This is a genomic window from Serratia ficaria, from assembly GCF_900187015.1.
Lineage (GTDB): Bacteria > Pseudomonadota > Gammaproteobacteria > Enterobacterales > Enterobacteriaceae > Serratia > Serratia ficaria.
This window is the reverse complement of record NZ_LT906479.1, coordinates 2,984,883-3,011,029: the sequence shown is the minus strand read 5'-3', so window position 1 is coordinate 3,011,029 and position 26,147 is coordinate 2,984,883. Positions and strand designations below refer to the sequence as shown.

The following is a 26,147-nucleotide window of genomic DNA, read 5'->3' as shown; positions in this document are numbered from 1 at the left end:
TTACGCCTCCGGCTGGTTTGCCTGCCCCTCCGGCTCTGCGCCGGTTCTCAAACGCGACTCGTATTGCCGTAACCACAGCGGGAACACATGGATAGGCATGGGTTTGGCGAAGTAATAGCCCTGCAGGGCGTTCACTTCGCGCGCGCGCAGGTAGTCCGCCTGTTCCTCCGTCTCGACCCCCTCGGCCACCAGCTTCAGCTTCAGGCGCTGCGCCAGCAGGATGATGGTGTCGGTGACGGTGGCGTTAACCGCGTCGGTGCCGATGGCGGCGGTAAAGCCGCGATCGATTTTCAACACGTCCGGGCTGAGGTTTTTCAGGTAGCTCAGCGAGCTGTGCCCGGTGCCGAAGTCATCGATGGCCAGCATGATCCCCATCTCTTTCAGCGTTTTTATTTGCTCGTATTGAATGGCCGACAGCGCGGTGCGCTCGGTCAGTTCCAGCATCAGGGAAGGCATCGGCTGCGCCGGCAGCCAAATCTGCCGAATGTCATCGATGATATTGACCGCGTTGAAATGCTCGGCGGCCACGTTGATGCTGATGTAAAACGACGGGCGCGGCGGGAACAGCTGCAGGTTTTCCACCACGGTATTCATCAGATAGCGGGTCAGCGGGATGATCAGCTCATGCTGCTCCGCCAGCGGAATGAACACGTCCGGCGAGATCCAGCCCTGGCGCTTCTTCTTCCAGCGCAGCAGCATCTCAACCCCCGAGCAACGTCCGGTGTCGCTGTTGATAATCGGCTGGCAGTAAACGCGAAACTCGCGGTGGGTGATGGCGTGGCCGATATGGTAGGCCAGGCTCATGCGGTTGGCGGTCAGCAAATACACCACGTAGGCCGCCAGCAGGCTGACCAATAACGCCAGCGGGATGTGCCGCGGCAGCGCGGCCAGCGCCAGCATGCCGACCTGCGGGCCAAACAGCGAAACCGAGAAGGGATATTTGGCGGAGTTGGCGGTATAGCGCAGGTCGGCGGTCAGGGTATCGCGGTTGAGGATTTCCCGTCGGCCGTATTCCAGGCTGTTGTCGGCGACGTTCAGCACCACCCGCTGGGCATAGGGCTCCTGAGGCTCGAGCAGGAAGTTGGCCAGCAGCTCGATATTGAAAACGTGCAGCACGCCGCTGTTTTTGTCGCTGGCGGACGGCGTCCACATCACCAGCGTCGGCACGCCCCGGCTCACCGCCAGCGAAGGCCGCAGCGCCAGCCTGGCGCCGCCGTTGGCGATGCTCGGCAGCACGGCGGCGAATTGATAATCGCGGGCGCCGAACAGGCTGGAGCAGTAAATCTTGTCGTTTTTCACCAGCAGCATGGAGCGCAGCGCCTGGTTTTGCGCGGCGCGAAAACGCAGCGTCGGCATGGCGCTCTCGCAGCTTTGTTCCAGCAGCGGCATGCTGCGCCCGGCCTGCAGCTCGGCCGGCTGCAGCAGCTGATTGATTTTGGTGACGGTGCGGGTGGCCAGCGCCTGCTGGCTCTGTTCGATGTTTGTGACCTCTTGATAATAGCGGGTGTACAGCGATATCAACAGAATAGCCAGCCCCACCGCGCCGGCCAGCAGCCAACGGTAGTAGCGATATTGGGACGCGGCAAGGTGGGTCATCAACATCTGGTAAATCCTTGTTCGGTAAACCTGCTCCGAGTCAGCGTCAGGCTATGTTCCCGTAAAATTATACTCGGCTAATTCTAGCCTGTGGTTATACAAGATTGATGATAACCCAGTAAATTATTTAAATTTGGCGAAACAGAAGGCTTATTTGCGGGTTAACCGCGGGATCGCAGGGAGCAACGGCGAGGGAACTTTGGGTGACAATGTCACAAATGTGGCCGCATGCGGGCGATTGGCGATAAAAAACCCCGCCGGAGGGCGGGGTCGGAGGTCAGTCGCACTGCACCTTGATGGCCAGGCCGCCGCGCGAAGTTTCGCGGTATTTGGCGTTCATGTCCTTGCCGGTTTCGTACATGGTCTCGATCACCTTATCCAGCGAAACGCGCGGTTCGCTGGTGCGGCGCAGAGCCATGCGCGCCGAGTTGATCGCCTTGACCGAGGCGATGGCGTTGCGTTCGATGCAGGGAACCTGCACCTGGCCGGCGACCGGGTCGCAGGTTAAGCCCAGGTTGTGTTCCATGCCGATCTCCGCCGCCACGCAAACCTGCTCCGGGCTGCCGCCCAGCAGTTCGGCCAGGCCGGCCGCCGCCATGGAGCAGGCGACGCCCACTTCGCCCTGGCAGCCGACTTCGGCGCCGGAAATGGAGGCGTTCATCTTGTACAGCGCGCCAATCGCCCCCGCCGCCATAAAGTAGCGGATGTAGATGTCCGGGCTGACGGATTCGATAAAGTGATCGTAATACGCCAGCACCGCAGGCACGATGCCGCAGGCGCCGTTGGTCGGCGCGGTGACCACGCGGCCGCCGGCGGCGTTCTCTTCATTTACCGCCAGCGCGAACATGTTGACCCAGTCGATCACGTTCATCGGATCGCTGGACAGCTTGTCGGAGGACACCAGCATGCGGCGCAGAGCGGAGGCGCGACGCGGCACGCGCAGCGGACCAGGCAGCACGCCTTCGGTGTTCAGGCCGCGATCGATACAGGCGCGCATGGTTTGCCAGACGTTGCCGAAGTAGGTCTCGATTTCCTGCTTGCTGTGCAGCGCCAGCTCGTTTTGCATCACCATGCCGGACAGCGACAGCCCGGTTTCACGGCAGTGCTGAAGGATGTCGCGGGCGAAGTTGAACGGGTAAGGCACGCTCAGCTCATGGGCGTCGGCCTTGCCGAAGTTTTCTTCATCGACGATAAAGCCGCCGCCGATGGAGTAATAAGTCTTGCTGTAAATTTCCTTGTCGCCGGCGAAGGCGTGGATGCGCATGCCGTTTTCATGCAGCGGCAGGTTGTCGCTGCGGAAGACCATGCCGCCGTCGCGCGGGAAATCAACCTCATGCAGACCGCTGGCCAGCATCAGGCGTTGACGTTGTTCTACATCGCGAATAAAACCCGGGATGCTATCGATATCAACGGTGTCGGGCATATTGCCCGCCAGGCCGAGGATGATAGCGATATCGGTATGGTGACCTTTACCGGTCAATGAGAGTGAGCCGTAAACGTCTACGGCGACACGCGTGATAGAAGGCATCAGGCCTTTATTTACCAGATCGTCGACAAACTGTTTGCCGGCTTTCATCGGTCCAACCGTATGAGAGCTGGACGGGCCGATGCCGATCTTAAACATGTCGAAAACGCTAATCACGCTAAAACTCCTTAGAGGCATATTGTTATGGCTGCGGCGGTTAAAAACCGCGCAGGGAACTGCGATAGTGTAAAAGCACCGTACGGGTTCGGCTGCCTTTTTCGCATGAAATAAAATAATCCTTGGTGTTACTTTCTTTGCTGATTACCGCAGGCGTCAGGCCGGGCGCGGAACCGTCCTTTGCCCCCATTCCATCAGAGGGTAATCGCGCCGGCTTCCGTTGCGGGGCGCCGCCGGCCTAATCCCTGTATCGACAGTGGTTTATCTCGGTCGGCAGTATTTTACAGGTATTTCGTAAGGTTTAAGAGAGGGTTTACAGTTTTTTTAAAACCGTGTCAGCCAGCAAGGTAGTTGAAAAAGCAAACGGATGAAGTGATGGCGATCGCTTTACCTGCGGCTGCGTGCCGCATACCGGTTTAAATTGTGATGCAGGTCACTTTATTGACTTCAGAGGCTGACTTGCTGCGCCAGACGTCGAATGATCGCGGCGGTGAGCCCCCACACGAACTGGCTTTGATACCAGGAAAGATAAATGCGGTGCGTATGGCCGCCGCGGTGAATATCCAGCGGATAATAGCGCGATAGCGTCAGGGCTTCGCGCAGCGGCATCTCGAAGACGTCAGCCACTTCGGCCTCGTTGGCGTGGAACTCCACCTCCGGCGGGATCAGGCCGACGATCGGCGTGACCTGGAATCCGGTGCTGCTGTCGAGCGGCGCCATCTGGCCGATGACGGTGACGGCCTGCGGCGGGATAGCCACCTCTTCCTGCGCTTCACGCAGCGCCGTGACGATCGCCGAGCCGTCATCGGCGTCGGTTTTGCCGCCGGGAAACGCCACCTGGCCGGCGTGTTTACGCAACGAGTCGGCGCGCCGGGTCAGCAGCAGCGTCGGCTCCGGGCGGCAAACAATCGGGATCAGCACCGCCGCCGGGCGCACGTTGTGCGAAATCTGCGATGCCTGCGGCAGCTGCAGCTGGAAACGGCTGATAAAGGCGGCCAGCGAGGCCGGATAATTCGGTGGGTTCACGACAGGCTAAACTCCCCAAGCTGCGGCAGAATGCGGCCAACCTTGTCGAAGGTTTCCTGATACTCCGCCTGTTCCTGGCTGTCCGCCACGATGCCGCCGCCGGCGGAGCAATGGATGCGGCCATTTTCGGCGATCAGCGTGCGGATGGCGATATTGGTGTCCATGGTGCCGCAGGCGCTGAGGTAGCCGATGCTGCCGCAGTAGGCGTTGCGGCGCTGCGGCTCCAGCTCTTCGATGATGGCCATCGCCCGCACCTTGGGGGCGCCGGTGATCGAGCCGCCGGGGAAGCAGGCGCGCAGCAGGTCGGTGGCCGGCGTGGTCTCCGGCAGCGTCGCGGTGATGGTGCTGACCAAATGATGCACCGCCGGGAAGGGTTCCACGGCGAACAGCTGCGGCACCCGCACGCTGCCCGGCAGCGCCACGCGGCCGATATCGTTGCGCAGCAGATCGACGATCATCAGATTCTCCGCGCGGTCCTTGGGGGAGTGCGCCAGCCGCTCGGCCTGCGCGGCGTCCTGCGCCGCGTCCGCCAGCCGCGGCAGGGTGCCTTTGATCGGCCGGGTTTGGATCCGCTGTTGCTCCAGCCAAAGAAAACGTTCGGGAGAGACGCTCAGCACGCTGTTTTCCGGCAGGCGCAGAAACGCGGAAAAGGGCGCGCGGTTGCTGGCGCTGAGCTGCTGAAACGCCTGCCATTCATCCCCTTGATAGTCGGCGGAAAAGCGCTGCGCCAGATTGATCTGATAGCAGTCGCCGCTGCGCAAATAATGCTGGATGCGCTGGAATTTCTCACCGTACTGTTGGCGCGTCATATTGGCCCGCCAGCCGCCGGTCAGGGCGAACGGCCGCTGCGGGGGGGCCTGCTGCCGGCTGAGCCACTGCCAGCGCTGCTCGACGTCCCGATAGCTGAGCAGCGTCAGCTTTTGCTGTTGATGGTCGGCGATCAGCGCCCAGTCATAGAGGCCTATCGCCATATCCGGCAGCGCCAGGTCGGCGGCGGCCAGCTGCGGCAGCGGCTCAATCCTGCGGCCCAGATCGTAACCGAACAATCCCAGTGCGCCGCCCTGGAACGGCAGGTCGGCATTGAAAGGCGGCCGCCACCCTTGCGCCGCCAGCTGTTGCTGCAGCAGGCTAAAAGGATCCTCGGCGGATTGTTGCCGGCTGTCGCCCTGGCGGATCTCGGTGACCTGGCCGCGGGTGGTCAGCGTGACGTTGGGCTCCGCGACCAGAATGTCGAAACGATTGTGGGAATGTTCGGCAAATCCCGAGTGCAGCAGCATCGCCCAGGGCTGGTGGGCGAGCGGGGCGAAGAGCGCCAACAGGGCGCCGCGGGAGTAGGGCAAAGACTTGACGTTTGGGGCGGTTACGCTCATGGAGTTGAATAAACCTGACTGTCGGAGGCGGCGGTGTCTGCCGGCTATTCTGCCATAGTCGGCCGTTGCGCGCATGCCTCGTCGTGCGCGACGCCAAGCACAGCTCACATCAACGGCAATTGAACAATCTGGCGACGAAGCATTTTTTGCGCCATTAACCGTAATTCAATATGCTAAAAATTAATAAGTCCGGTTGCCAGCGTCATATTTATCTATCGGCGTTCCCTGCCGGAAATTATAAAAAAATTAATCTATTAATTTCATCTTATTATTGTTTCAGTTCGTCATCAAACGAATGGGGGCAGCTATGTCTTTCTGTCGAAAATGCGGTCTGTGGATAGACGAATCCGCTGACCATGCAACTGTTCATTCATGTCTCTGCGGCGCTTGCGCACAAAAAGACAAAATCAGCCAACGCGCATTCAGGCATCCGTTGAAAAGCCTGGGGCATTATTTCGGCGCGACGCTGCATTCTAAAATGCATTGATATCGCTAAGAAATAAAATTAATTCGTCACATTATTGAAGAGCTGACCATGTCGTTAATGCTGAGCGTCATCGTCCCGCTGCATAATGCGGGATCGCTGTTCGAACCTTTCCTGGCCTCGCTGCTGGCGCAGCATGAGCGCCGGCTGGAGGTGATCATCGTCAATGATGGTTCCACCGACGGCTCCGGCGATATTGCCCACCGTTACGCGGCCCAACACCCGCATATCAGGGTGATCGATCAGGCCAACGCCGGGGTGTCCAATGCGCGCAATGCCGGCCTGGCCATCGCCCGGGGAAAATACGTGGCGTTTCCGGACGCGGATGATTTATTGGCGCCGGAGATGTATTCCACGCTGCTGGAGCAGGCGGAAAAACATCAATTAGATGTTATGCAGTGCAACGGCGAGCGCTATTTCGCCAGCCAGGATGAGCTTAAGCCGATATTCCCAGCGCAGCGGTTGAGCAGCACGGCGGTGATCGACGGCGTACAGTGGTTCGAGCGGGCGCTGAAGTCGCGCCGGTTTATTCACGTGGTGTGGCTGGCGATATATCGTCTTGATTTTATCAAACAACATCGGCTGTATTTTGAACCGGGTCTGCATCATCAGGATATACCCTGGACTACCGAAGTGATGTTCAATGCGCAGCGGGTCAAATACCTGAGTAAACCGCTGTACCGGCAGCGGGTGCACGATCGGTCGATCAGCAACCGCCGCCGTACCGGCAACGCCAATGTGCAATATCAGCGTCATTACATGAAGATCGTCGAAATGCTGACGCAGCTCAACCACCGCTATGCGGACAAAATCGATCTTCGCCCGGCGTTCCACTGGCAGATCGCCCGCGAAGCGCTGGGCATCTGCCACAGCATCCGCCGCGAGCCGGAGCTGACGGCGCAGTGCCGGATAACCGAAGAGTTCTACCGGCGCGGCATCGACAAGGCAATGGCCGCCAATGCGCGCGGCATCAAGCAAGGCTGGCATGTCATGCTGTGGCGACACCGTCTGAAGCAGTGGCACGGCCGCAGCGGCTGCTCGCAGCCCGCCTGAATCACAAGCATTGGGATCTGCCGTTTTAAGGCGTATACTCCCCCTCCATTTTGCTGGAGAAAAACACATGCTTGCAGGTATGCCATCACTGAGCCACGCAGAGCAACAGGCAGCGGCGGAGCGCATTCATCAACTGATGGAACAGGGCATGAGCAGCGGTGAAGCCATCGCCCGCGTCGCGCAGGAAATCCGCGAAAAGCATCAGGGTGACCCGGTTTCGGCGTTGTTCGATGACGAAGATGAAGAAGAGTATGAAGCACGGCCCGACGAGCAGGCCGATGACAACGATGAAGAAGACGAAAACTATTGATGTCAAAAGGGCCGGAAAACCGGCCCGCTGACATTACCCTTCGAGCGTGACCGCAGCGGCTGCCTGCTTGGCCATTTCCACCGCTTGTTCCACCGTTTCCGCCGTCGCCAGCGCCACGCCCATGCGGCGCTGCCCCTGAATCTCCGGTTTGCCGAATAAGCGCAGCTGATTATATCCGCTCAGCGCGCGGTCCAGGCCGCCAAAACGCAGGTCGGTGCTGGTCATTTGCGGCAGGATCACCGCCGAGGCGGAGGGGCCGAACTGGCGGATTGCGCCAACCGGCAGGCCGAGGAAGGCGCGAACGTGCAGCGCGAATTCCGACAGGTTCTGGGAAATCAGCGTCACCATGCCGGTATCGTGCGGGCGCGGTGACACCTCGCTGAAGATCACCTCATCGCCGCAAACGAACAGCTCTACGCCGAACAGGCCGAATCCGCCCAGCGCCTTCACCACTTGCTCCGCAATAGCCTGGGCGCGGCTCAGGGCCAGATCGGACATCGACTGCGGCTGCCAGGACTCGCGATAGTCGCCGTCTTCCTGGCGGTGCCCGATAGGGGCGCAGAAATGCACGCCATCCACGGCGCTGAGCGTCAGCAGGGTAATCTCGAAGTCAAACTTCACCAGACCTTCGACGATCACCCGGCCGCCGCCGGCGCGCCCGCCCTGTTGGGCGTAATCCCAGGCGGTTTTCAACTGCTCCGGGCCGCGGATCAGGCTTTGCCCCTTGCCGGACGAACTCATGACCGGCTTGACGATGCACGGATAGCCGATGTGCGCTATCGCCTGATGGAAATCGGCCTCGCCGTCGGCAAAGCGATAGCGGGAGGTGGGCAGGCCGAGGGTTTCCGCCGCCAGGCGCCGAATGCCTTCACGGTTCATGGTCAGGCGGGTCGCTTCGGCGCAGGGCACCACGCGGTGGCCCTGTTGCTCCAGCTCAACCAGCATGTCGGTGGCGATGGCCTCTATTTCCGGCACGATGTAATCGGGGCGTTCCCGTTCAATCAGTGCCTTGAGCGCGGCGCCATCGAGCATATTGATGACGTGGCTGCGGTGCGCCACATGCATGGCGGGCGCGTCGGCGTAGCGATCGACGGCGATCACTTCCAGCCCCAAGCGCTGGCATTCAATGGCGACTTCTTTACCCAGCTCGCCGGAGCCGAGCAGCATAACGCGGGTGGCGGACGGGCGCAGGGCGGTTCCAATCGTTAACATAGTCTCGTACCTGGATCGTGAAAGTTGAGCGGTCTGACAATCGGCGGCGAGTATATACGAAAACGATTGCGCATGCAGCCGCCGAGCGAAGGGAAAACGGCTGGAACGGCGCAAGGGGAATTGCTAACTCGCTGTTTTTATAACAAACAAAAACATTTGCTCCGTACAGATGATTATGCGTTAATGATCGACGGCGAAAGAAGGCCTACATATGCTAGGGCTTTCGCGCCTGAGTGCCGTTAAGGCAGGTTTATCAAGTAAAGGAAAGACAAATGGCTAAGATCACCGGTCACGTTAAATGGTTCAACGAAAGCAAGGGCTTCGGTTTCATCACCCCGGCCGACGGCTCCAAGGACGTTTTCGTTCATTTCTCCGCTATCGTCAGCGAGGGGTTCAAAACGCTGGCGGAAGGCCAGCAGGTCGAGTTCTCCATCCAGGACAGCCAACGTGGCCCGGCCGCAGCCGACGTCGTCGCCATTTAACGACGCCGCTGCCGAAAAACCCGCCGCCGGCGGGTTTTTTTATGCCTGAAGCCCGTAACCCGGCCTATCTCTGTTATCATCTGCGGTTGATTCGGCGCCTGCCCGCGGGCGCGCCGCCATTCCATTCGCCATATAAGAGTTATCGCCGTGAGCACAGTTTCTTTTTCTTCCCTGCCGCTGCCAGCCGCACAGTTGGCCAACCTCAACGAACTGGGGTATGCCGAAATGACGCCGGTGCAGGCCGCCGCGCTGCCCGCCATCCTGCAAGGGCGGGACGTGCGCGCCAAGGCAAAAACCGGCAGCGGTAAAACGGCGGCGTTCGGCATCGGCCTGCTGGACAAAATCAACGTCGGCCAGGTCGCCGCCCAGGCCTTGATCCTGTGCCCGACGCGCGAGCTGGCTGACCAGGTGAGCAAAGAGCTGCGCCGCCTGGCGCGCTTCACCCAGAACATCAAAATACTGACTCTGTGCGGCGGCCAGCCGATGGGCCCGCAGCTCGACTCGCTGGTGCATGCGCCGCATATCGTGGTGGGCACGCCAGGCCGCATTCAGGAGCACTTGCGCAAGAAAACGCTGGTGCTGGATGAACTGAAGGTGCTGGTGCTGGACGAAGCCGACCGCATGCTGGACATGGGGTTCGCCGACGACATCGACGACGTGATCGGCTATACGCCGCCGCAGCGTCAGACCCTGCTGTTTTCCGCCACCTATCCGACCGGCATTGAGCGCATCAGCGCGCGGGTGCAGCGCGACCCTTTGAATGTGGAAGTGGACGGTGACGAAGACCTGCCGACCATCGAGCAGCGCTTTTACGAAACCACCCGCGATCAGCGCCCGGCGCTGCTGGTTTCGGCGATCCGTCATTTTCAGCCGTCCTCCTGCGTGGTGTTCTGCAACACCAAGCGCGACTGCCAGAGCGTGTTTGAAGCGCTGGAGGCGCGTGGCATCAGCGCGCTGGCGCTGCATGGCGATCTGGAACAGCGCGACCGCGATCAGGTGCTGGTGCGTTTCGCCAACCGCAGCTGCCGGGTGCTGGTAGCGACCGACGTCGCCGCGCGCGGGCTGGATATCAAGGATTTGGAGCTGGTGGTTAACTACGAGCTGGCGTTCGATCCGGAGGTGCACGTTCACCGCATCGGCCGCACCGGCCGCGCCGGCATGAGCGGCCGGGCCATCAGCCTGTGCACGCCGCAGGAAATGGCGCGTGCGCACGCCATCGAGGAATACCTGCAGCTGCGGGTCGATTGGGCGCCGGTGTCTGAGCTGAGCGGGGCGGCCAATACGCCGCTGGAAGCCGAGATGATCACGCTGTGCATCGACGGTGGCCGCAAGGCGAAAATTCGCCCCGGCGACATCCTGGGCGCGCTGACCGGCGACGCCGGCCTGACGGCGGCGGAAGTGGGCAAGATCGACATGTTCCCGGTGCATGCCTACGTGGCGATCCGCAAGGCCAGCGCCCGTAAGGCGATGCAACAGCTGCAGCAGGGTAAAATCAAAGGCAAAAGCTGCAAGGTGCGTTTGTTGAAATAACGCCGGGTCGGGGAGCGGCTTGCTCCCCGCCTGAAATCATTTTATACTGGTTTTATGTACAGTAATTTCGTACCTTTGAGGACGCACGCATGGCGGTTGAAGTAAAATATGTGGTGGTGAGAAACGGTGAGGAAAAAATGACTTTCGCAAGCAAGAAAGAAGCCGACGCCTACGACAAGATGCTGGATTTGGCCGACAACCTCGGCGACTGGCTGCAGCAAGCGCCGCTGAGTCTGGACGACGAGCAGCGCGAAGGCCTCGGCTTCTTCCTGGCTGAGAACAAAGACGCCCTGGCGCAGATCCTGCGCGGCGCGGCGCCGCCGGAAAGCGTCAAAAAGCCGGCTAAAGCGAAAGCGGAAAAAAACCTTGCTGACCCAAAAGAGGGGTCTGCGTCAGAAAAGCAGGCGGCATAATGACTTATGTTGCGGTGTTGTGATGAAAAAGGATCTAAAATGAGCCGTGAAATAACCTTCTTCAGCCGCTTTGAGCGAGACATCCTGGCCGGGCTCAAAACCATCACCATTCGGGACGCCAGCGAATCGCACTTTCATCCCGGTGAAGTGTTGCGGGTAAGCCGTAACGAAGACGGCGAGTTTTTCTGCTTTATCGAGGTGTCGTCGGTGGCGCCGGTGCGCCTGGATGCGCTGACGGAACAACATGCACAGCAGGAAAATATGTCGCTCGGCGAGTTGAAGCGGGTGATCGAGGAAATCTATCCCGGGGTGGATGAGCTGTTTGTCATCACTTTTGCCAAACGCTGATCCTCCGCCCGTCCGCCTGTGAACCCGGGGCCGGCGCCCCTGGATAGCGTCAATCACAACTGGAGGGCATATGAACAAAACGGGATTGGGTTTGGCCATTGCGTTGTTGACCATGGCTGGTTTGTCGACGGCGGCGCAGGCGCAGGAACAGCGCACCGCCAAGGTGGCGCAGTGCGCCGGTTTGCAGCCGGCGGAGGTAGCAGCCCAGGTGAAGCGCGATTTTCTGCAAAACCGCATTACGCGCTGGGAAGCGGACAAAAAGCTGCTCGGCACCGCCACGCCGATAGCCTGGGTTAGCCCCGACGCCATCAGCGGCAAGGATCAGGTTTGGCAGGTTCCGCTGAGGGTGCGCGGCACCCGGCTGGATACGACCTACCATGTCACGCTCAACTGCAATTCGGGCGAAATCACCTACGGCGCTCCCCAGTAATCCCGTCGCCGTTGCCCAGCCCCGGCGGCTGGGCCAAGAAAAAAGCCCGCTGTGTCAGCGGGCTTGTCAGTGAAAGGCAGGGGGCTCAGTCGCTGAACGGGATCACCAACTCGCCCGGTTTCACTTCCAGTCCTTTCGCCAGCTTCTTCGCCAGGGCTTCGGTTTTGCTGTTGTCAGGATTCAGCACGTAGGCCGGTTTCTGGTCGAAGTAGGATTTCAGCGACTGATTCAGGTAAGGGGTCAGCGCCTTCATCACCGTCTGCATTTTTTCCGGCTGCACGCTGTAGTCGGTCAGCTCCATGTCTTTCAGGAAGATGGCGCCTTTTTCACGATCGTAGACCGGCTGCGCTTTTAACGTCAGCTTCAGGTCCGCGGTCTGCGGGCCGAGGATCGAGGTAATGTTGACCTTGGCGTCGCCCGACAGGGTGACTTTGCCCGGCTCGCTGCGGCCAATCTGGCTCTGCAGCTGGGTCAGCACGATATTGGCGTCCAGCAGCCCAGGCACGCCGATCTGCTTCTGATAATCGTTGTGCTTTTGCAGGTAATCATTCACTTCCTGCTCGCTGAGCGTGTACTGGGTGAGTTGATTACAACCGGCCAATACGCCGGCGAACACCAGGGCGGCTACGCCCATCAGAATCTTCTTCATTTGTGCCTCATAGCTACTGCCAACGAAAAATGCTGCAGATAATTGATTGATTTATCATTATAAACCTTCGCCGTCGCGGAAAGATACGGCTATCGGGCCTTGAACATGCCGATAGTGCGCGCGAATCGCCGCCGTACCTATCGGATAACACCGAAACTGTCAGCGCCGCAGGCGCAGCGCCAGCACCAGCACGCCGGCCAGGCAGGCCAACCCGCCCAGCAGCGGAAACAGCGGCACGCCCCACAGCCGCAGCGACGAATGCATCAGATATGGCGCCAGCCCCAGCGCAAAGGCGGCGGTGACAATGGCGATGGCCAACGTCACGGCGGCGCGTTCCAGCGCCTTGCTCAGCTGGCCGAGGTTTCTGACGTTGATCTCGGCGTTGAGCTGCCCCTGCTTCAGGCGCCGCATCAGCAGCCGCAGGGTTTGCGGCAGTTCTTCGCCGGCGTCCAGCGCTTCACCGCCCAGCATCAGTATCCTTTGGCGAATGGCCGCGGGAGCATAACGCTGCAGCATCACCTGTTGCAGCATCGGCTTCAGCGTGGCGATGATGTCGAAGGCCGGATCGAGCCGGTGCAGCACGCCGTCGGCGGTGATCAACGCCTTGAACAGCAGCGCCAAATCCGGCGGCAGGGCCAGCTGATGCTCGCGCGCCATGACCAGCAGGTCGGTCAGGGCCTTGCCCAGCGTCAGGGTGGCGGAAGCCTGCTTATCGAGAAAGTTCTGCGCCGCCAGCTCCAAGTCCATCAGGTCCAGCGGTTCGCTGTCCGACCAGGCGATCAGGGTATTGACGATGCCGTCGGACTGGCGTTCGGCGATGGCCTGCAACAGCAGGAACAGCTGATTGCGCCGCCGTTCGGAAAGCTGCCCCACCATGCCGAAATCGATAAAGCCCACGCGATTGCCGCTCAGCGCCATCACGTTGCCGGGATGCGGGTCGGCGTGATACAGCCGGTGCTCCAGCACCATTTTCATGAAGGCCTGGGCGCCGCGGCGCGCCAGCAACGGGCCGTCAAAGCCCGCCGTCGCCAGCTGCTGCGGGCTTTCCGGCGCCGTTCCGGGCAAAAACTCCTGCACCAGCAGCCGCGGCGATGACCACTGCCAGTAAATTTTGGGGATCGCCACCTCGGGCTGCTGTCGGAACCGTTCGGCGACCCGATCGCAATTATTGCCTTCGTGGGTCAGGTCCAGCTCGTGCTGGAGGGCGGTCGCCAGGGCGCGCACCATTTGCCGCGGGCGATAGCGAGCCAGCGCCGGGCTTTGCTGTTCCGCGGTTTCGGCCAGATAGGCCAGCAGACGCAGATCGGCATTGATGGTTTTGGCCAGCCCCGGCCGCAGCACTTTTACCACTACCGGTTCCCCGCTGTGCAAGCGGGCGCGATAGATCTGCGCCATCGAGGCGGCGGCCAGCGGCGTGCGGTCGAATTCGGCGAACAGGCGATGCGGATCGTCCCCCAGATCCGCGGCGATCTGCGGCGCCAGCGTTTCCCAGGGCAGCGTCGTCGCCTGGCTGTGCAGGCGATCCAGCTCATCGGTCCAGGTTTGATCCAGCAGGTCTGAACGGGTGGCCAGTATCTGGCCGAATTTGACGAAGGTCGGCCCCAGCGCTTCAAGCGCCGCGCGCAGCCGCTCGGGCATCGTCTGGTCGCCGGCGCGCGGGGCATCGCCGCCGGTGCCGTTCAATAACGAGCCCAGGCCCAGCAGGCGAATGACATCCTGCAGGCCGTAGCGGATCAAGACCGATGAAATCTCTTTCAGCCGCGCGCGATCGCGGGCGGTAACCAGAACCATTTTCAGCATCTGCGCGCCATGTCCTTATTCTGTCGCCTGAGCGAAATTACTGTTCCATATCGAACAGCAGCGGGATGTCGCTGCGTTGCGCCATCCGGTTGCGGTAGGCTTCCACATTTTCCGGCAGCGCCAGCCCGGCGACGATCGACAGCGAACGCAGCAGCGGGAACAGATGAATATCGTCTTCGGACAGCTCGCCGTTGACCGCCTCGGCGGAAACCACCCGCGGCGAGAGCCGTTGCAGATCGCGCTCCAGTTCGGCGATCAGATCGGCGCTGTTGGCCAAATGCTGGTTGAAATCCCCGATCGACGCCTGTTTTTTATTGATGAAATAGCGGCGCGCGGCGTCGGTGGCGAATTCTTCGAAATCGGCGTGGGCAAAGCGCGGCAGCAGTAATTTCGCCGTGTAGCCGCCAACGTGCTGCAGCCAGTCGGCGATGGCCGGGTTGGTTTTACCGGTCAACAGCGGCTTGCCGTCCAGACGATCGATATAGTGCACGATATCCATGCTTTCCGGCATATAGCTGCCATCGTCTTTTTGCAGGATGGGCGCCATCTTTTGGCCGATCATGCCGACCGGGGTCGCTTCGTCGTCGTTGAGCAGGGTGACCAGGCGGACAGGAAGGTGTTTGAGACCAAAAATCATGCGGGCTTTAACGCAGAATGGGCAATGATCGTAAATAAACAGTTTCATGCTTGCTCCGGTTTGTCAGGTTTTAACAGCAATAGTTACCACAGCTTATCGACGCTGTCGCGGAGTGTTCTTGTTGGATGATGCGATCACCCGCGCGCAGTGCGCGGGGCGGGAGGTTATTTCTTGGCGGGCACCGAGTTGAACACGTCGATCAGGTGGATGCGCGCCTGCTCCAAATCGATCTTGTCGCGCTCGTTGGCGGCGTTGACGACCTGCAGCTGTTTGATGATGTCGCTCTTCAGGCCGTCATTTTCGGCAATGATATGCGCCAGCGCCTTTTCCACCAGGGTGGCGCGCGCATATATCATGCGCAGGTTCAATACCATGTGCTCCAGCAGCTGCGGTAATTTCGTTTCGTCGGTCATGGCGGGTCTCCCGTTGATGTTTTTACTAACAGGATAGCAGCTGCAGGAAATTCGGCTGGTTTTCTGGCTACTTAGCGCAGAATTTAGCCGCCGGGCAGCACCGCCGGCGCAGCGCGGCGCGGGCTGAATTGCCAATAAAGCGCCAGCAGCGTAATGAAGCCGACCGCGCCGAGCAGCAGCCAGGGAAGCTCCGGCATGTTCAGCGTGCGGCCGGAGTCATACATCCAGCCGCCGCCGGTGTAACCCAGCGCGCCGCCCAGCGCCAGGCCGAGCCGGCTGAACCCCATATAGCTGCCGCGCGCCCGCGGATCGGCCAGCGAAGCGCTGAGGGTCTCGCGCGCCGGTTCGGCGATGATTGAGCCGAGATAGAAGCAGCAGATCAGCACGAAGACGCCTTGCAGGCTGCTGGCCAGGCCGATCGGCAACAGGCTCAGCGTCATCAGCAGCAGGCCGGCCATCAAACGCTGTTCGAGCCGGAAATGTTTTTCGCTCCAGCGCGCCAGCGGATAGAGCAGCGACAATGACAGCGCCGCTTCGATGGCGTACATCCATTTCACCGCCGCCGGCGAGCCGGCGATTTCGTTGACCAGGATCGGCAACATCAGCATCACCTGCACCGCCAGCATGTAGTAGCCGGTCAGCGTCAGCACGTAGGTCAGGAAACGGCGATCGCGCAGCACCCGCATCATGCCGTCTTTCATCGGCGCGCGTACGGTGGAGATTCGGTAGGCCGGCAGCAGCCAGGCATTCCAGCCGGCGGCCAACACGAAGATCGCCGCGCCGACCCAGCAGACAAAGTGGAAGTCATACTGCAGCAGCCAACTGCCGAGCAGTGCGCCAATGACCGCGCCGGCGCTGTCCTGCATCATCAGCAGTGAATAGAAACGGCCGCGTTCGTGCGGACGGGTGAGCTTGATCACCAGCGCGGTGCGCGGCGGGTCGAACAGCGTGCCGCCGAGGGCGGAAAGCGCGCAGGAGAACCACAGCAACCAGGGTTGATCGGCCATCGCCATGGTGGCGAAACCGGCCGCGCGCAGCAGCATGCCGGTCACTATCATCGGCTTGGCGCCGAAGCGGTCGGCGATCGCGCCGCCAAAGATGCCCAGCCCTTGCTGGATCAGCTGACGCAGGCCCAGCGCCACCCCGACCACCAGCGCCGCCCAGCCGAGCTGATCGACAAAGCGAATCGAAATAAGCGGGAAGACCACGAAAAAGCCTAAAACCACTAACAGGTTATCGAGTAACAGGAAATATTTACCCAAGCTCCGAGCTTGCGATACCAGAGACATGCTTCACCATGAGCAATTAACAAGGAGAGGAAGGTTGCATCTCCATTCTCTACCCGATCCCGGGCTGCTGATAGGGGCGCGCTAGATAATATTTTTTTATCGTCAAGACGTTACCTGCACGACAAAAACGTCTGAAAATAGCCGTAAAATGATTAATCGCCTATTTACTGAGCGACCGGGATTTTACCTCAGGGGCAGGCTACGGTTATATTAATTGAGGGGAAGTGCGGTTCTGCGCCGGTGGCTGCGAAATAATCTCTCAGGATAAAATCGCCACAGGATAATTATCCGGACGCGCGCCCAATAAATACTTCTTATCGAACCGTTCTGACCGCGGGGGAAATGATGTTCGGCTACCGCTCTGCATCACCAAAAGTACGTCTTACTACCGACCGGATGGTGGTCCGTTTAGTCCATGAACGGGATGCTTATCGCCTGGCGGAATACTATGCCGATAACCGGGCGTTCCTCAAACCCTGGGAACCGGTGCGCGATGAAAGCCACTGCTACCCCTCCGGCTGGCAGGCGCGGCTGGGCATGATCACCGAAATGCAAAAGCAGGGCAGCGCCTATTATTTTATCCTGCTCGATCCGGAGGAGCAGGAAGTGCGCGGCGTGGCGAACTTCAGCAACGTGCTGCGCGGCTCGTTTCACGCCTGCTTCCTCGGCTATTCGCTGGGGGAAAAGTGGCAGGGGCAGGGGCTGATGTACGAGGCGCTGCAGTCCGCCATCCGCTATATGCTGCGTCAGCAGCGCATGCACCGCATTATGGCCAACTACATGCCGCACAATCAACGCAGCGGCGCGCTGCTGAGCCGTCTGGGATTTGAACGCGAAGGTTACGCCAAGGATTATCTGCTGATTGACGGGCAGTGGCAGGATCACGTATTGACGGCATTAACCAATAAAGAATGGCTACCGCCACGCTGAGGCCAGTAATGAAATATGAATTGAGCGCGAAAGAAGCCCGGGTAATCGGCTGCCTGTTGGAAAAGCAGGTCACCACGCCGGATCAATACCCGCTGTCGCTGAACGCCATTACGCTGGCGTGCAATCAGAAGACCAACCGCGAACCGGTGATGGATCTGACGGAAAGCGAGGTGCAGCAACTGCTCGACCTGCTGTTGAGAAAACATTTCCTGCGCACCCTGAGCGGTTTCGGCAACCGGGTGGTGAAATACGAGCAGCGGTTTTGCAATTCCGAATTCGGCCAGTTGAAGCTGTCGCCCGCCGAATTGGCGGTGATCGCCACGTTATTGCTGCGCGGCGCGCAAACCCCCGGTGAATTGCGCACCCGCACCCATCGCATGCATGAGTTCAGCGAGGTCAGCGAAGTCGAGCAGGTGCTGCAGCAGCTGACGGCGCGTGAGGACGGCCCCTTTGTGGTGCGCCTGGCCCGCGAGCCGGGCAAGCGCGAGAGCCGGTTTATGCATCTGTTCAGCGGCCAGATAGATGAGGCGCCGCCGGAGGCCGCGGCGCCTGACGAGGGCGAGCTGAGCGCCCGGATCGGCGCGCTGGAAAACGACGTCGCCGAACTGAAACGGCAGCTGCAGCAGCTGCTGGCGCGGGGGACGCATGACTAAATTACGCGTTGGCGTGGTGGGGCTGGGCGGCATCGCGCAGAAGGCCTATTTGCCCATCCTCAGCCAGGCGGCGGACTGGACGCTGGTGGGCGGTTTTTCCCCCAATCAGCAAAAGGCGCAGCCGGTGTGCGACAGCTATCGCATGGCGTGTTTCCCCCGTCTCGACACCCTGGCCGGGCAGTGCGATGCGGTGTTTGTTCACAGCAGCACCGCCAGCCATTATCAGGTGATCGACGAACTGTTGCGGCAGGGCGTGCATGTCTATGTCGACAAACCGCTGGCGGAGACGCTGGAACAGGGCGAGCGGCTGATTGAGCTGGCCGAGAAACGGGGCAAAGCCCTGATGGTCGGATTCAATCGGCGCTTTGCGCCGCTGTACCTGCAGCTCAAACGGCACATGTCTCAGCCGGCCTCGATCCGCATGGACAAACACCGCGCCGACAGCGTCGGCCCGCAGGATCTGCGCTTCACCCTGCTGGATGATTATCTGCACGTGGTGGATACCGCGCTGTGGCTGGCGGGCGGCCAGCAGCAGCTGCTCAGCGGCCGCCTGCGCGCCAATGAGGCCGGCGAGATGCTGTACGCCGAACACCACTTCGCCTGCGGAGAGACGCTGGTGACCACCAGCATGCATCGCCGCGGCGGCAGCCAGCGCGAAAGCGTGCAGGCGGTGACCGACGGCGCGGTTTATCAGCTGAACGACATGCGCCAATGGCTGCGTGAAGATGGCGGTGGCGTGCTGGAGCAGCCGGCCCCCGGCTGGCAGACCACGCTGGCGCAGCGCGGTTTCGACGGCGCCATCCGCCACTTCCTCGATTCGGTCGGCAACCAGAGCGCGCCGGAAACCAGCGGTGAGCAGGCGATCGCCGCCCAGCGGGTGATCGAGCGGCTGTTGCGGGATAACTCTATGTAACATATGGCGGTAGCTATTCTGCCGCGGATACGTAAACTTACCCGGTTGTTTCGCTGACGCCTGCTGATGCAGGCGTCGATATTTAGGCATAATCAGAAAACCACATGAACCTACTAAAATCACTGGCCGCCGTCAGCTCAATGACGATGTTTTCACGGGTGCTGGGTTTTGCGCGTGACGCCATCGTAGCGCGCGTTTTCGGGGCCGGCATGGCAACGGACGCCTTTTTCGTGGCGTTCAAGCTGCCCAACCTGCTGCGCCGCATCTTTGCCGAGGGCGCGTTTTCCCAGGCCTTTGTGCCGATCCTGGCCGAATATAAAAGCCAGCAGGGCGAAGAGGCGACGCGCACCTTTATCGCCTATGTGTCCGGTCTGTTGACGCTGGTATTGGCGGTAGTGACGATATTGGGCATGCTGGCCGCGCCCTGGGTCATCTACATCACCGCGCCGGGCTTTGTCGACACGCCGGACAAGTTCGCGCTGACCTCGGCGCTGTTGCGCATCACTTTCCCCTATATTCTGTTGATCTCGCTGGCGTCGCTGGTGGGGGCGATCCTCAACACCTGGAACCGTTTCTCCATCCCGGCCTTCGCGCCGACCCTGCTCAACGTCAGCATGATTGGCTTTGCGCTGTTCGCCGCGCCTTATTTCAACCCGCCGGTGCTGGCGCTGGCCTGGGCGGTGGTGCTCGGCGGCGTGCTGCAGCTGGGCTACCAACTGCCGCATCTGCGCAAGATAGGCATGCTGGTGCTGCCGCGCCTCAAGCTGGGCGACGCCGGGGTATGGCGCGTGATGCGCCAGATGGGGCCGGCGATCCTCGGGGTGTCGGTCAGCCAGATCTCGCTGATCATCAACACCATCTTCGCCTCGTTCCTGGTATCGGGTTCGGTGTCCTGGATGTACTACGCCGACCGCCTGATGGAATTCCCTTCCGGCGTGTTGGGGGTGGCGCTGGGCACCATCCTGCTGCCGTCGCTGGCGAAAAGCTTTTCCAGCGGCAATCACGACGAATATTCCCGCTTGATGGACTGGGGGCTGCGCCTGTGCTTCCTGCTGGCGCTGCCGAGCGCCATCGCGCTGGGCATTTTGGCCAAGCCGCTGACCGTTTCGCTGTTCCAGTACGGCAAATTCAGCGCCTTCGACGCGGCGATGACCCAGCGCGCGCTGGTGGCTTACTCGGTGGGGCTGATGGGCCTGATCGTGGTGAAAGTGCTGGCGCCGGGCTTCTATTCGCGTCAGGACATCAAAACGCCGGTTAAAATCGCCATCATCACGCTGATCATGACCCAGGTGATGAACCTGGCGTTCATCGGCCCGCTGAAGCATGCCGGGCTGGCGCTGTCGATCGGTCTGGCGGCCTGTCTGAACGCCTCGCTGCTGTATTGGCAGCTGCGCAAACAGCAGATTTTCCAGCCGCAGCCGGGCTGGGCGCTATTCCTGGCCAAGCTGGTGGTGGCGGTGCTGGTGATGTCGGCGGTGCTGGTCGGCCTGATGTGGCTGATGCCGGCCTGGGATCAGGGCAATATGCTGGAGCGCCTGCTGCGCCTGGCCGCCGTGGTGGTTGCCGGGGTGGTCGCCTACTTCGGCGTGCTGGGGGGGCTGGGGTTCCGTCCGCGCGACTTCGCTCGCCGGGTGGTCTGATTCAGGCATTCGCATAAAAAAGGCCGCATAAGCGGCCTTTTTCGTGTTCAGCGCAGGTTGGCGTTACATGCGCTCGACGGTTTCGATACCCAGGGTATCCAGGCCGGTTTTCAGCGTCCGCGAGGTCAACAGCGCCAGCTTCAGGCGGCTTTGACGCGCTTCTTCGCTGTCGGCATTGAGGATCTGGCAGTGTTCGTAGAAGCCGGAGAACAGGCCGGCCAGATCGTACAGGTAGCTGCACATGACGTGCGGGGTGCCTTCGCGCGCCACGGCAGTGAGGATCTCTTCGAACTGCAGCAGGCGGGTGGCCAGGGCGATTTCACGCTCCTCGGTCATCACCAGCGGCAGCGTCAGGCCGCTTTCGTCGATCCCGGCGCGTTTGAATACCGAGGCCACGCGAGTATAAGCATATTGCATATATGGCGCGGTGTTGCCTTCGAAGGCCAGCATGTTGTCCCAGTCGAAGACGTAGTCGGTGGTGCGGCTTTTCGACAGGTCGGCGTATTTGACCGCGCCGATGCCCACCACCCGCGCCACCTGCTGCATCTCTTCCGCCGGCATGTCCGGATTCTTGCCGGCGATCAGCTGGCCGGCGCGTTCGATGGCTTCATCCAGCAGATCGGACAGTTTCACCGTGCCGCCGGAGCGGGTTTTGAACGGTTTGCCGTCTTTGCCCAGCATCATGCCGAACATGTGGTGCTCCAGCGACACAGATTCCGGCACGTAGCCGGCCTTGCGCACGATGGTCCAGGCCTGCATCAGATGTTGGTGCTGACGCGAGTCGATGTAGTACAGCACGCGGTTGGCGCCCAGCGTTTCGTAACGGTATTTGGCGCAGGCGATGTCGGTGGTGGTGTACAGGTAGCCGCCGTCCTTTTTCTGGATGATGACGCCCATCGGCTCACCGTCCTTGTTCTGGTATTCGTCGAGGAACACCACGGTGGCGCCTTCGCTTTCCACCGCCAGCCCCTTGGCTTTCAGATCGGCGACGATGCCCGGCAGCATCGCGTTGTACAGGCTTTCGCCCATCACGTCGTCTTCGGTCAGGGTGACGTTCAGGCGATTATAGGTCAGCTGATTTTGCGCCATGGTGATGTCGACCAGCTTGCGCCACATCTGCAGGCAGTATTGATCGCCGCCCTGCAGCTTGACCACGTAAGCGCGCGCGCGCTCGGCGAACGCGGCGTCTTCGTCGTAATGTTTCTTGGCCTCGCGATAGAACTGCTCCAGATCGGACAGGCCCATATCGCTGGCGTTCTCATTCTGCATTTTTTCCAGGTAGGCGATCAGCATGCCGAACTGGGTGCCCCAGTCGCCCACGTGGTTGGCGCGGATCACCTTATGGCCCAGGAACTCCTGGGTACGCGCCGCAGCGTCGCCGATAATGGTGGAGCGCAGGTGGCCGACGTGCATTTCTTTCGCCACGTTCGGCGCCGAGTAGTCGATAACGATGGTTTGCGGCTCAACCGGCGCGATGCCCAGTTTCGGCGCGTTCAGCACCAGATCAGCCTGGCGGGCGACCCAGTCGCTATTCAGGAAGATATTGATAAAGCCGGGGCCGGCGATTTCCACTTTGCTGGCGACGTCGCCGAGCTCCAGCAGCTGCACCACTTTTTCCGCCAGCTGGCGCGGCGGCATGCCGAGCTTCTTGGCGACCGACATGACGCCGTTGGCCTGATAATCACCAAACTGCGCTTTGGCTGACTGACGGACCTGCGCCTCGCAATCGGCTGGCGCGCCTGCGGCAATCAGCGCCTGGCTGACTTTATCTGAGAGAAGAACCTGAATATTCACCGGGTTACCTTAATAACGAACGAGGGGCCTTGTGCCATGCCCCTGCGGGATTCAAAGGTGGTTGCCGGGCCGCGCGCCGAAACGGCGACCCACCACAAAACAGCCTGTAATTGTAACCGATCTGATGAAGCGCGTCAGCAGTTGGCGCGGCCCTAAATGAAAGAGCCGACGCGGGGATTTTGCTTCGCCAGTAAGGGATGCCGTGGGGGACATGGACGGAGGATAAGCAGCAGCGAGTGGGGTAATAGGGAGTAAAATGAAAGTGGGGTAAGCGTGAAGTAACTAGTGTTTTTTATTGCGGCGTCCGCCATCCAGGGAGCTGGTGCGGCGTGACTTGAAATGGCGATAAATAGCGTAAGCGGCAACGGCAATGAGGACAAGGGATATCATTAATAGAATCATGGTAATTATCTCAAATTCAGCTTTAGCCCAAAGTAGCTTAATTGCTATTGCGAAGCAATTAGTTAAATTCCATTTAAGATAATCCTTAGTGTCGGGGATGTTATCAATCAGTAAACACAATGACTTAGTGCGGTTTTTTCGCCAAAAGTTGATTTTATCTGCATGTTTGACGGGTAATTTTTCGGGACTTTATCAGGGGGCGATTTATGCTGGCGGGTTCAATGGTTGTGATGCGCGAAATGGCCAATTCCTTAAATCTTCTTGTCATAAGTAAAAGCTATAATCACTTGGGAAAATTCTGATTTTTAATTAAATTGTGACAATTTCAAATTAATCTCTGAATAGGGTAATGGTTTTTATTCTTTTGTGCCTTTTCGATTTCCGACTATGGATATGCCGTAATTGGCCTTGCGGAATAGGGAAATTTCCCCTGGCGGCGCAGGCAACCATGGCGGCTCGCGCGTGCTCGGTGTAAATTACGGCGCTTGAATTCGCATTCCGTTGTTTGAGGACCCCATGACCCCTTTGCAGGCCATCACAGAACTTGACGATCTCGCACTCGACCTGCCGCGTTTTGAACGGGCGCTGAGCCGATTTGCCGCGAAGCTGCAGCTCGACCTGTCACTATTCGGCGCCGATCACATCTCGGTGCGCTGTCACCAAAACGCCACCGCCGATCGTTGGCGCCAGGGCCTGATGCGGTGCGCTTCGCTGCTTTCCGAGTCGGTGATTAATGGTCGCCCGATCTGCCTGTTTGATCTGCAGCGGCCGCTGAACGTCGGACCGTGGCAGATTGATTGCGTAGAATTGCCGTATCCGGGCGAAAAACGCTATCCGCATGAGGGGTGGGAACACGTCGAGCTGGTGCTGCGCGGCGATCCCGCCACGCTGCATGCGCGGGCGCTGAGCCACCTGGCCGACGACGCGCTGCTGGCGCCGGGGATCAAACTGAAACAGAGCTCACCCCGGGGCGAGGGCGAGCGATTGCCTAATCCGACTCTGGCCATCACCGACGGCAGCGTGACGATAAAGTTTCATCCTTATTCCATCCGTGAAATCGTCGCCAGCGAACGGGCCTAAGGCGGTAACGACGCGCAGGCCTGCGCCATGCGGTCCAGCGCTTCGTTCAGCAACGCGCGCCGGCAGCCGAAATTCAGGCGCACAAAGCGGCGGTTGCCGAAATCCAGCCCGGGGCTGAGCCCCACGCCGGCCTGTTCGAAAAAGGCGTGCGGGTTATCCACCTTCAGTTCGCTGCAGTCGATCCACGCCAGATAGCTGGCCTCGAACGGCGGCAGGCGCAGCCCGGGCATGGCATTGATACGCTCGGTCACCACATCGCGGTTGGCGCGCAAATACAGCAGCTGCTCGTCCAGCCAGGGTTGCCCATGCTGATACGCCGCCTGGGCGGCGACCAGCGCCAGCAGATCGACGTCCGGCACGATGCCGTTGCGCGCGCGCTGCAGCCGTTGGCGCAGGGCGGCATTGGGGATAATCGCCATTGACGCGCCCAGCCCGGCGATATTGAAGGTCTTCGACGGCGACATCAGCGTGATGCTGCGCTGGGCGGCGTCTTCGTTCAGCGTGGCGAAGGGGATATGCCGCACGTCCGGCTCGAGCAGCAGGTCACAGTGAATTTCATCCGAGCACACGATCAGCCCGTGTTTGCGCGCGAAGTCGTGGTGCTGCAACAGTTCCTCGCGGCGATACGCGGTGCCGCCCGGGTTTTGCGGGTTACACAGCAACAGCAGCTTCTCCTTGCCGTCGAGCTGCGCCTCTATCGCCGGGAGATCCAGCAGCCAGCGCTGATTGACCAGCGCCAGCGGCACCGGCAGCTGCCGGCGGCCGGCGAATTTCGCCGCCTTGCGAAACGGCGGGTAGATAGGCGAAGGCGCCAGCGTGCCTTCCTGTTCTGCGGTATAGGCGCGTACGCAAAGATTCAGGCCGCAGACCAGGCCGGGCAGAAAAATGATCCATTCGGGCTTGATGCGCCAACCGTAGCGCTCTACCATGCGGCGGGTAAAAACCTCAACAAGATCATGGGAAGGGTGGCTGTAGCCGAACACGCCGTGCGCCACGCGTTGCCGCAGCGCGTCGATCACCGCCGGCGGCGCTCGGAAGTCGCTGTCGGCGACCCACAGCGGAATAACGTCGCGATCGTGATATTTGTCCCACTTAACGCTGTCACTGTGACTACGGTCTACCCATTGATCAAAATTGAATGCCATAGTTAGAAGCCTGAGCCGGTTTGTGCCTTATGCATGAGCCTACGTGAGAAATTGAGAAATGAACAATTGCCGTCGCATGTTGGCCGTCATCTGGGGGTGACAATGATTAAACTGGAAGTTTGCTGCTTTAGCGTCGACTGCGCGCTGACGGCTGAGCGGGCGGGGGCCGACCGCATCGAGTTGTGCGCCAGCCAGAGCGAGGGCGGTTTAACGCCGAGCTACGGCACGCTGCGTTTGGCGCGCGACAGGGTCAGGGTCCCGGTGCATCCGATCGTTCGCCCGCGCGCGGGCGATTTTTGCTACGGCGCGGTGGATTTCGACGTGATCAAGCAAGACATTGTCCAGATCCGCGATATGGGCTTCCCCGGCGTGGTGGTCGGCATGCTGGATGACGAAGGGCATATTGACCTGCCGCGCATGCGTGAGGTGATGCAACTGTGCGGCCACATGGCGGTGACCTTCCACCGCGCCTTCGACATGTGCCAGAACCCGATGGTGGCCCTCGATCAACTGACGCAGCTCGGCGTGGCGCGCATTCTGACCTCGGGGCAGCAGCAAAATGCCGAACTGGGCCTGCCGCTGCTGAGAGATCTGCTGCATGCCAGCCAGGGGCCGGTGATCATGGCGGGCGCCGGGGTGCGTCTCAGCAACCTGCACAAGTTTGTCGATATCGGCATTCAGGAATTGCACAGCTCGTCGGGCCATGCGGTGCCTTCCACCATGCGTTATCGCAAAGCGGGCGTCACCATGTGTTCCGACAATGAATTTGATGAATTTAGCCATTATTGCGTGGATGGCGAAATGGTGGAGGCGATGAAAAGCGCTCTGGCCTTGGTCGACCCCTTGGCGCAAAGCGCATGAACACGCAGCTAACCGCGTTTGAAAACCGGTTTCCGGGCCGCAAAG

25 protein-coding genes are annotated in these 26,147 nt (G+C 60.4%); 13 read left to right on the top strand and 12 right to left on the bottom strand.

The window, feature by feature from the left end; genetic code table 11:
* From CKW09_RS14280 to pabB, 4 genes are all read right to left on the bottom strand, one after another.
* On the bottom strand, positions 1–1,602 hold the full coding sequence (locus tag CKW09_RS14280) for an EAL domain-containing protein (protein WP_095097905.1): 1,602 nt from the start codon (positions 1,600–1,602) through the stop codon (positions 1–3).
* 271 nt (positions 1,603–1,873) lie between these two features.
* Positions 1,874–3,238: an L-serine ammonia-lyase gene (gene sdaA / locus CKW09_RS14275; RefSeq protein ID WP_061794584.1), complete on the bottom strand. Its 1,365-nt coding sequence runs from the start codon at positions 3,236–3,238 to the stop codon at positions 1,874–1,876.
* 447 nt (positions 3,239–3,685) lie between these two features.
* Positions 3,686–4,264 carry a CoA pyrophosphatase gene (locus CKW09_RS14270; RefSeq protein ID WP_095097902.1) on the bottom strand — a complete coding sequence of 193 codons (579 nt, stop codon included), beginning with the start codon at positions 4,262–4,264 and terminating at the stop codon, positions 3,686–3,688.
* The gene (pabB, locus tag CKW09_RS14265; RefSeq protein WP_061794582.1) at positions 4,261–5,634 is read right to left on the bottom strand and encodes an aminodeoxychorismate synthase component 1; all 1,374 of its coding nucleotides are present in this window, start codon (positions 5,632–5,634) and stop codon (positions 4,261–4,263) included. The genes CKW09_RS14270 and pabB overlap by 4 nt, the downstream gene beginning before the upstream one ends.
* Positions 5,635–6,169: 535 nt before the next feature.
* Here pabB and CKW09_RS14260 point away from each other — a divergent pair.
* The gene (locus CKW09_RS14260; RefSeq protein WP_061794581.1) at positions 6,170–7,171 is read left to right on the top strand and encodes a glycosyltransferase; all 1,002 of its coding nucleotides are present in this window, start codon (positions 6,170–6,172) and stop codon (positions 7,169–7,171) included.
* 67 nt (positions 7,172–7,238) lie between these two features.
* Positions 7,239–7,481 (top strand): YoaH family protein, encoded by a 243-nt coding sequence (locus tag CKW09_RS14255; RefSeq protein ID WP_061794580.1) that lies wholly within the window; start codon positions 7,239–7,241, stop codon positions 7,479–7,481.
* Between the two features lie 33 nt (positions 7,482–7,514).
* On the opposite strand, the gene purT is transcribed toward CKW09_RS14255, so the two are convergent.
* Positions 7,515–8,693, bottom strand: a complete 1,179-nt coding sequence (gene purT / locus CKW09_RS14250) for a formate-dependent phosphoribosylglycinamide formyltransferase (protein WP_061794579.1) — start codon at positions 8,691–8,693, stop codon at positions 7,515–7,517.
* Positions 8,694–8,965: 272 nt separating this feature from the next.
* Between purT and cspE the strand changes: the two genes are divergently transcribed.
* The 5 genes from cspE (at position 8,966) to yebF (ending at position 11,896) form a co-directional block, all read left to right on the top strand.
* A complete protein-coding gene (cspE, locus tag CKW09_RS14245; RefSeq protein WP_061794578.1) occupies positions 8,966–9,175 on the top strand; it encodes a transcription antiterminator/RNA stability regulator CspE in 210 nt (69 codons plus the stop codon).
* Positions 9,176–9,322: 147 nt separating this feature from the next.
* Positions 9,323–10,705, top strand: a complete 1,383-nt coding sequence (gene dbpA / locus CKW09_RS14240; protein WP_061794577.1) for an ATP-dependent RNA helicase DbpA — start codon at positions 9,323–9,325, stop codon at positions 10,703–10,705.
* 89 nt (positions 10,706–10,794) lie between these two features.
* Positions 10,795–11,118 carry a YebG family protein gene (locus CKW09_RS14235; protein WP_095097899.1) on the top strand — a complete coding sequence of 108 codons (324 nt, stop codon included), beginning with the start codon at positions 10,795–10,797 and terminating at the stop codon, positions 11,116–11,118.
* Positions 11,119–11,157: 39 nt separating this feature from the next.
* Positions 11,158–11,466, top strand: a complete 309-nt coding sequence (gene yqfB / locus CKW09_RS14230) for a N(4)-acetylcytidine aminohydrolase (RefSeq protein ID WP_061794575.1) — start codon at positions 11,158–11,160, stop codon at positions 11,464–11,466.
* A 70-nt stretch (positions 11,467–11,536) separates the two neighbouring features.
* On the top strand, positions 11,537–11,896 hold the full coding sequence (gene yebF, locus CKW09_RS14225) for a protein YebF (protein ID WP_061794574.1): 360 nt from the start codon (positions 11,537–11,539) through the stop codon (positions 11,894–11,896).
* Positions 11,897–11,981: 85 nt separating this feature from the next.
* Here the strand turns inward: yebF and CKW09_RS14220 are convergent, their stop codons facing one another.
* The 5 genes from CKW09_RS14220 to mdtH form a co-directional block, all read right to left on the bottom strand.
* A complete protein-coding gene (locus CKW09_RS14220) occupies positions 11,982–12,545 on the bottom strand; it encodes a lipoprotein (protein WP_061794573.1) in 564 nt (187 codons plus the stop codon).
* Between the two features lie 159 nt (positions 12,546–12,704).
* The gene (locus CKW09_RS14215) at positions 12,705–14,345 is read right to left on the bottom strand and encodes an ABC1 kinase family protein (RefSeq protein WP_095097896.1); all 1,641 of its coding nucleotides are present in this window, start codon (positions 14,343–14,345) and stop codon (positions 12,705–12,707) included.
* Between the two features lie 37 nt (positions 14,346–14,382).
* A complete protein-coding gene (gene grxB / locus CKW09_RS14210; RefSeq protein ID WP_095097894.1) occupies positions 14,383–15,030 on the bottom strand; it encodes a glutaredoxin 2 in 648 nt (215 codons plus the stop codon).
* A 116-nt stretch (positions 15,031–15,146) separates the two neighbouring features.
* Entirely contained in the window at positions 15,147–15,395 is a 249-nt protein-coding gene (locus CKW09_RS14205) for a hypothetical protein (RefSeq protein ID WP_061794570.1), read from the bottom strand.
* Positions 15,396–15,478: 83 nt separating this feature from the next.
* Positions 15,479–16,684, bottom strand: coding sequence for a multidrug efflux MFS transporter MdtH (gene mdtH / locus CKW09_RS14200; RefSeq protein WP_095097891.1), 1,206 nt, complete (start codon positions 16,682–16,684; stop codon positions 15,479–15,481).
* 345 nt (positions 16,685–17,029) lie between these two features.
* On the opposite strand from mdtH, the gene rimJ reads away from it, so the two are divergent.
* The 4 genes from rimJ to murJ all read left to right on the top strand — a co-directional run bounded on the left by rimJ (position 17,030) and on the right by murJ (position 20,820).
* Complete coding sequence (gene rimJ / locus CKW09_RS14195) at positions 17,030–17,614, top strand: ribosomal protein S5-alanine N-acetyltransferase (RefSeq protein ID WP_061794568.1); 585 nt, start codon at positions 17,030–17,032, stop codon at positions 17,612–17,614.
* Positions 17,615–17,622: 8 nt separating this feature from the next.
* The gene (locus tag CKW09_RS14190) at positions 17,623–18,267 is read left to right on the top strand and encodes a YceH family protein (RefSeq protein ID WP_061794567.1); all 645 of its coding nucleotides are present in this window, start codon (positions 17,623–17,625) and stop codon (positions 18,265–18,267) included.
* The gene (locus CKW09_RS14185; RefSeq protein WP_061794566.1) at positions 18,260–19,180 is read left to right on the top strand and encodes a Gfo/Idh/MocA family protein; all 921 of its coding nucleotides are present in this window, start codon (positions 18,260–18,262) and stop codon (positions 19,178–19,180) included. Before CKW09_RS14190 ends, CKW09_RS14185 begins: the two co-directional genes overlap by 8 nt.
* A 104-nt stretch (positions 19,181–19,284) precedes the next feature.
* Positions 19,285–20,820: a murein biosynthesis integral membrane protein MurJ gene (murJ, locus tag CKW09_RS14180; RefSeq protein WP_095097888.1), complete on the top strand. Its 1,536-nt coding sequence runs from the start codon at positions 19,285–19,287 to the stop codon at positions 20,818–20,820.
* 63 nt (positions 20,821–20,883) lie between these two features.
* Here murJ and argS read toward each other — a convergent pair whose 3' ends face one another.
* Positions 20,884–22,614, bottom strand: a complete 1,731-nt coding sequence (gene argS / locus CKW09_RS14175; protein ID WP_061794564.1) for an arginine--tRNA ligase — start codon at positions 22,612–22,614, stop codon at positions 20,884–20,886.
* 918 nt (positions 22,615–23,532) lie between these two features.
* Between argS and CKW09_RS14165 the strand changes: the two genes are divergently transcribed.
* A complete protein-coding gene (locus tag CKW09_RS14165; protein WP_061794563.1) occupies positions 23,533–24,096 on the top strand; it encodes a VOC family protein in 564 nt (187 codons plus the stop codon).
* Here the strand turns inward: CKW09_RS14165 and CKW09_RS14160 are convergent.
* Positions 24,093–25,241, bottom strand: a complete 1,149-nt coding sequence (locus CKW09_RS14160) for a MalY/PatB family protein (protein ID WP_061794562.1) — start codon at positions 25,239–25,241, stop codon at positions 24,093–24,095. The genes CKW09_RS14165 and CKW09_RS14160 overlap by 4 nt on opposite strands.
* 102 nt (positions 25,242–25,343) lie before the next feature.
* On the opposite strand from CKW09_RS14160, the gene cutC reads away from it, so the two are divergent.
* Positions 25,344–26,102 (top strand): copper homeostasis protein CutC, encoded by a 759-nt coding sequence (gene cutC / locus CKW09_RS14155; protein ID WP_061794561.1) that lies wholly within the window; start codon positions 25,344–25,346, stop codon positions 26,100–26,102.
* Positions 26,103–26,147: the final 45 nt, after the last annotated feature.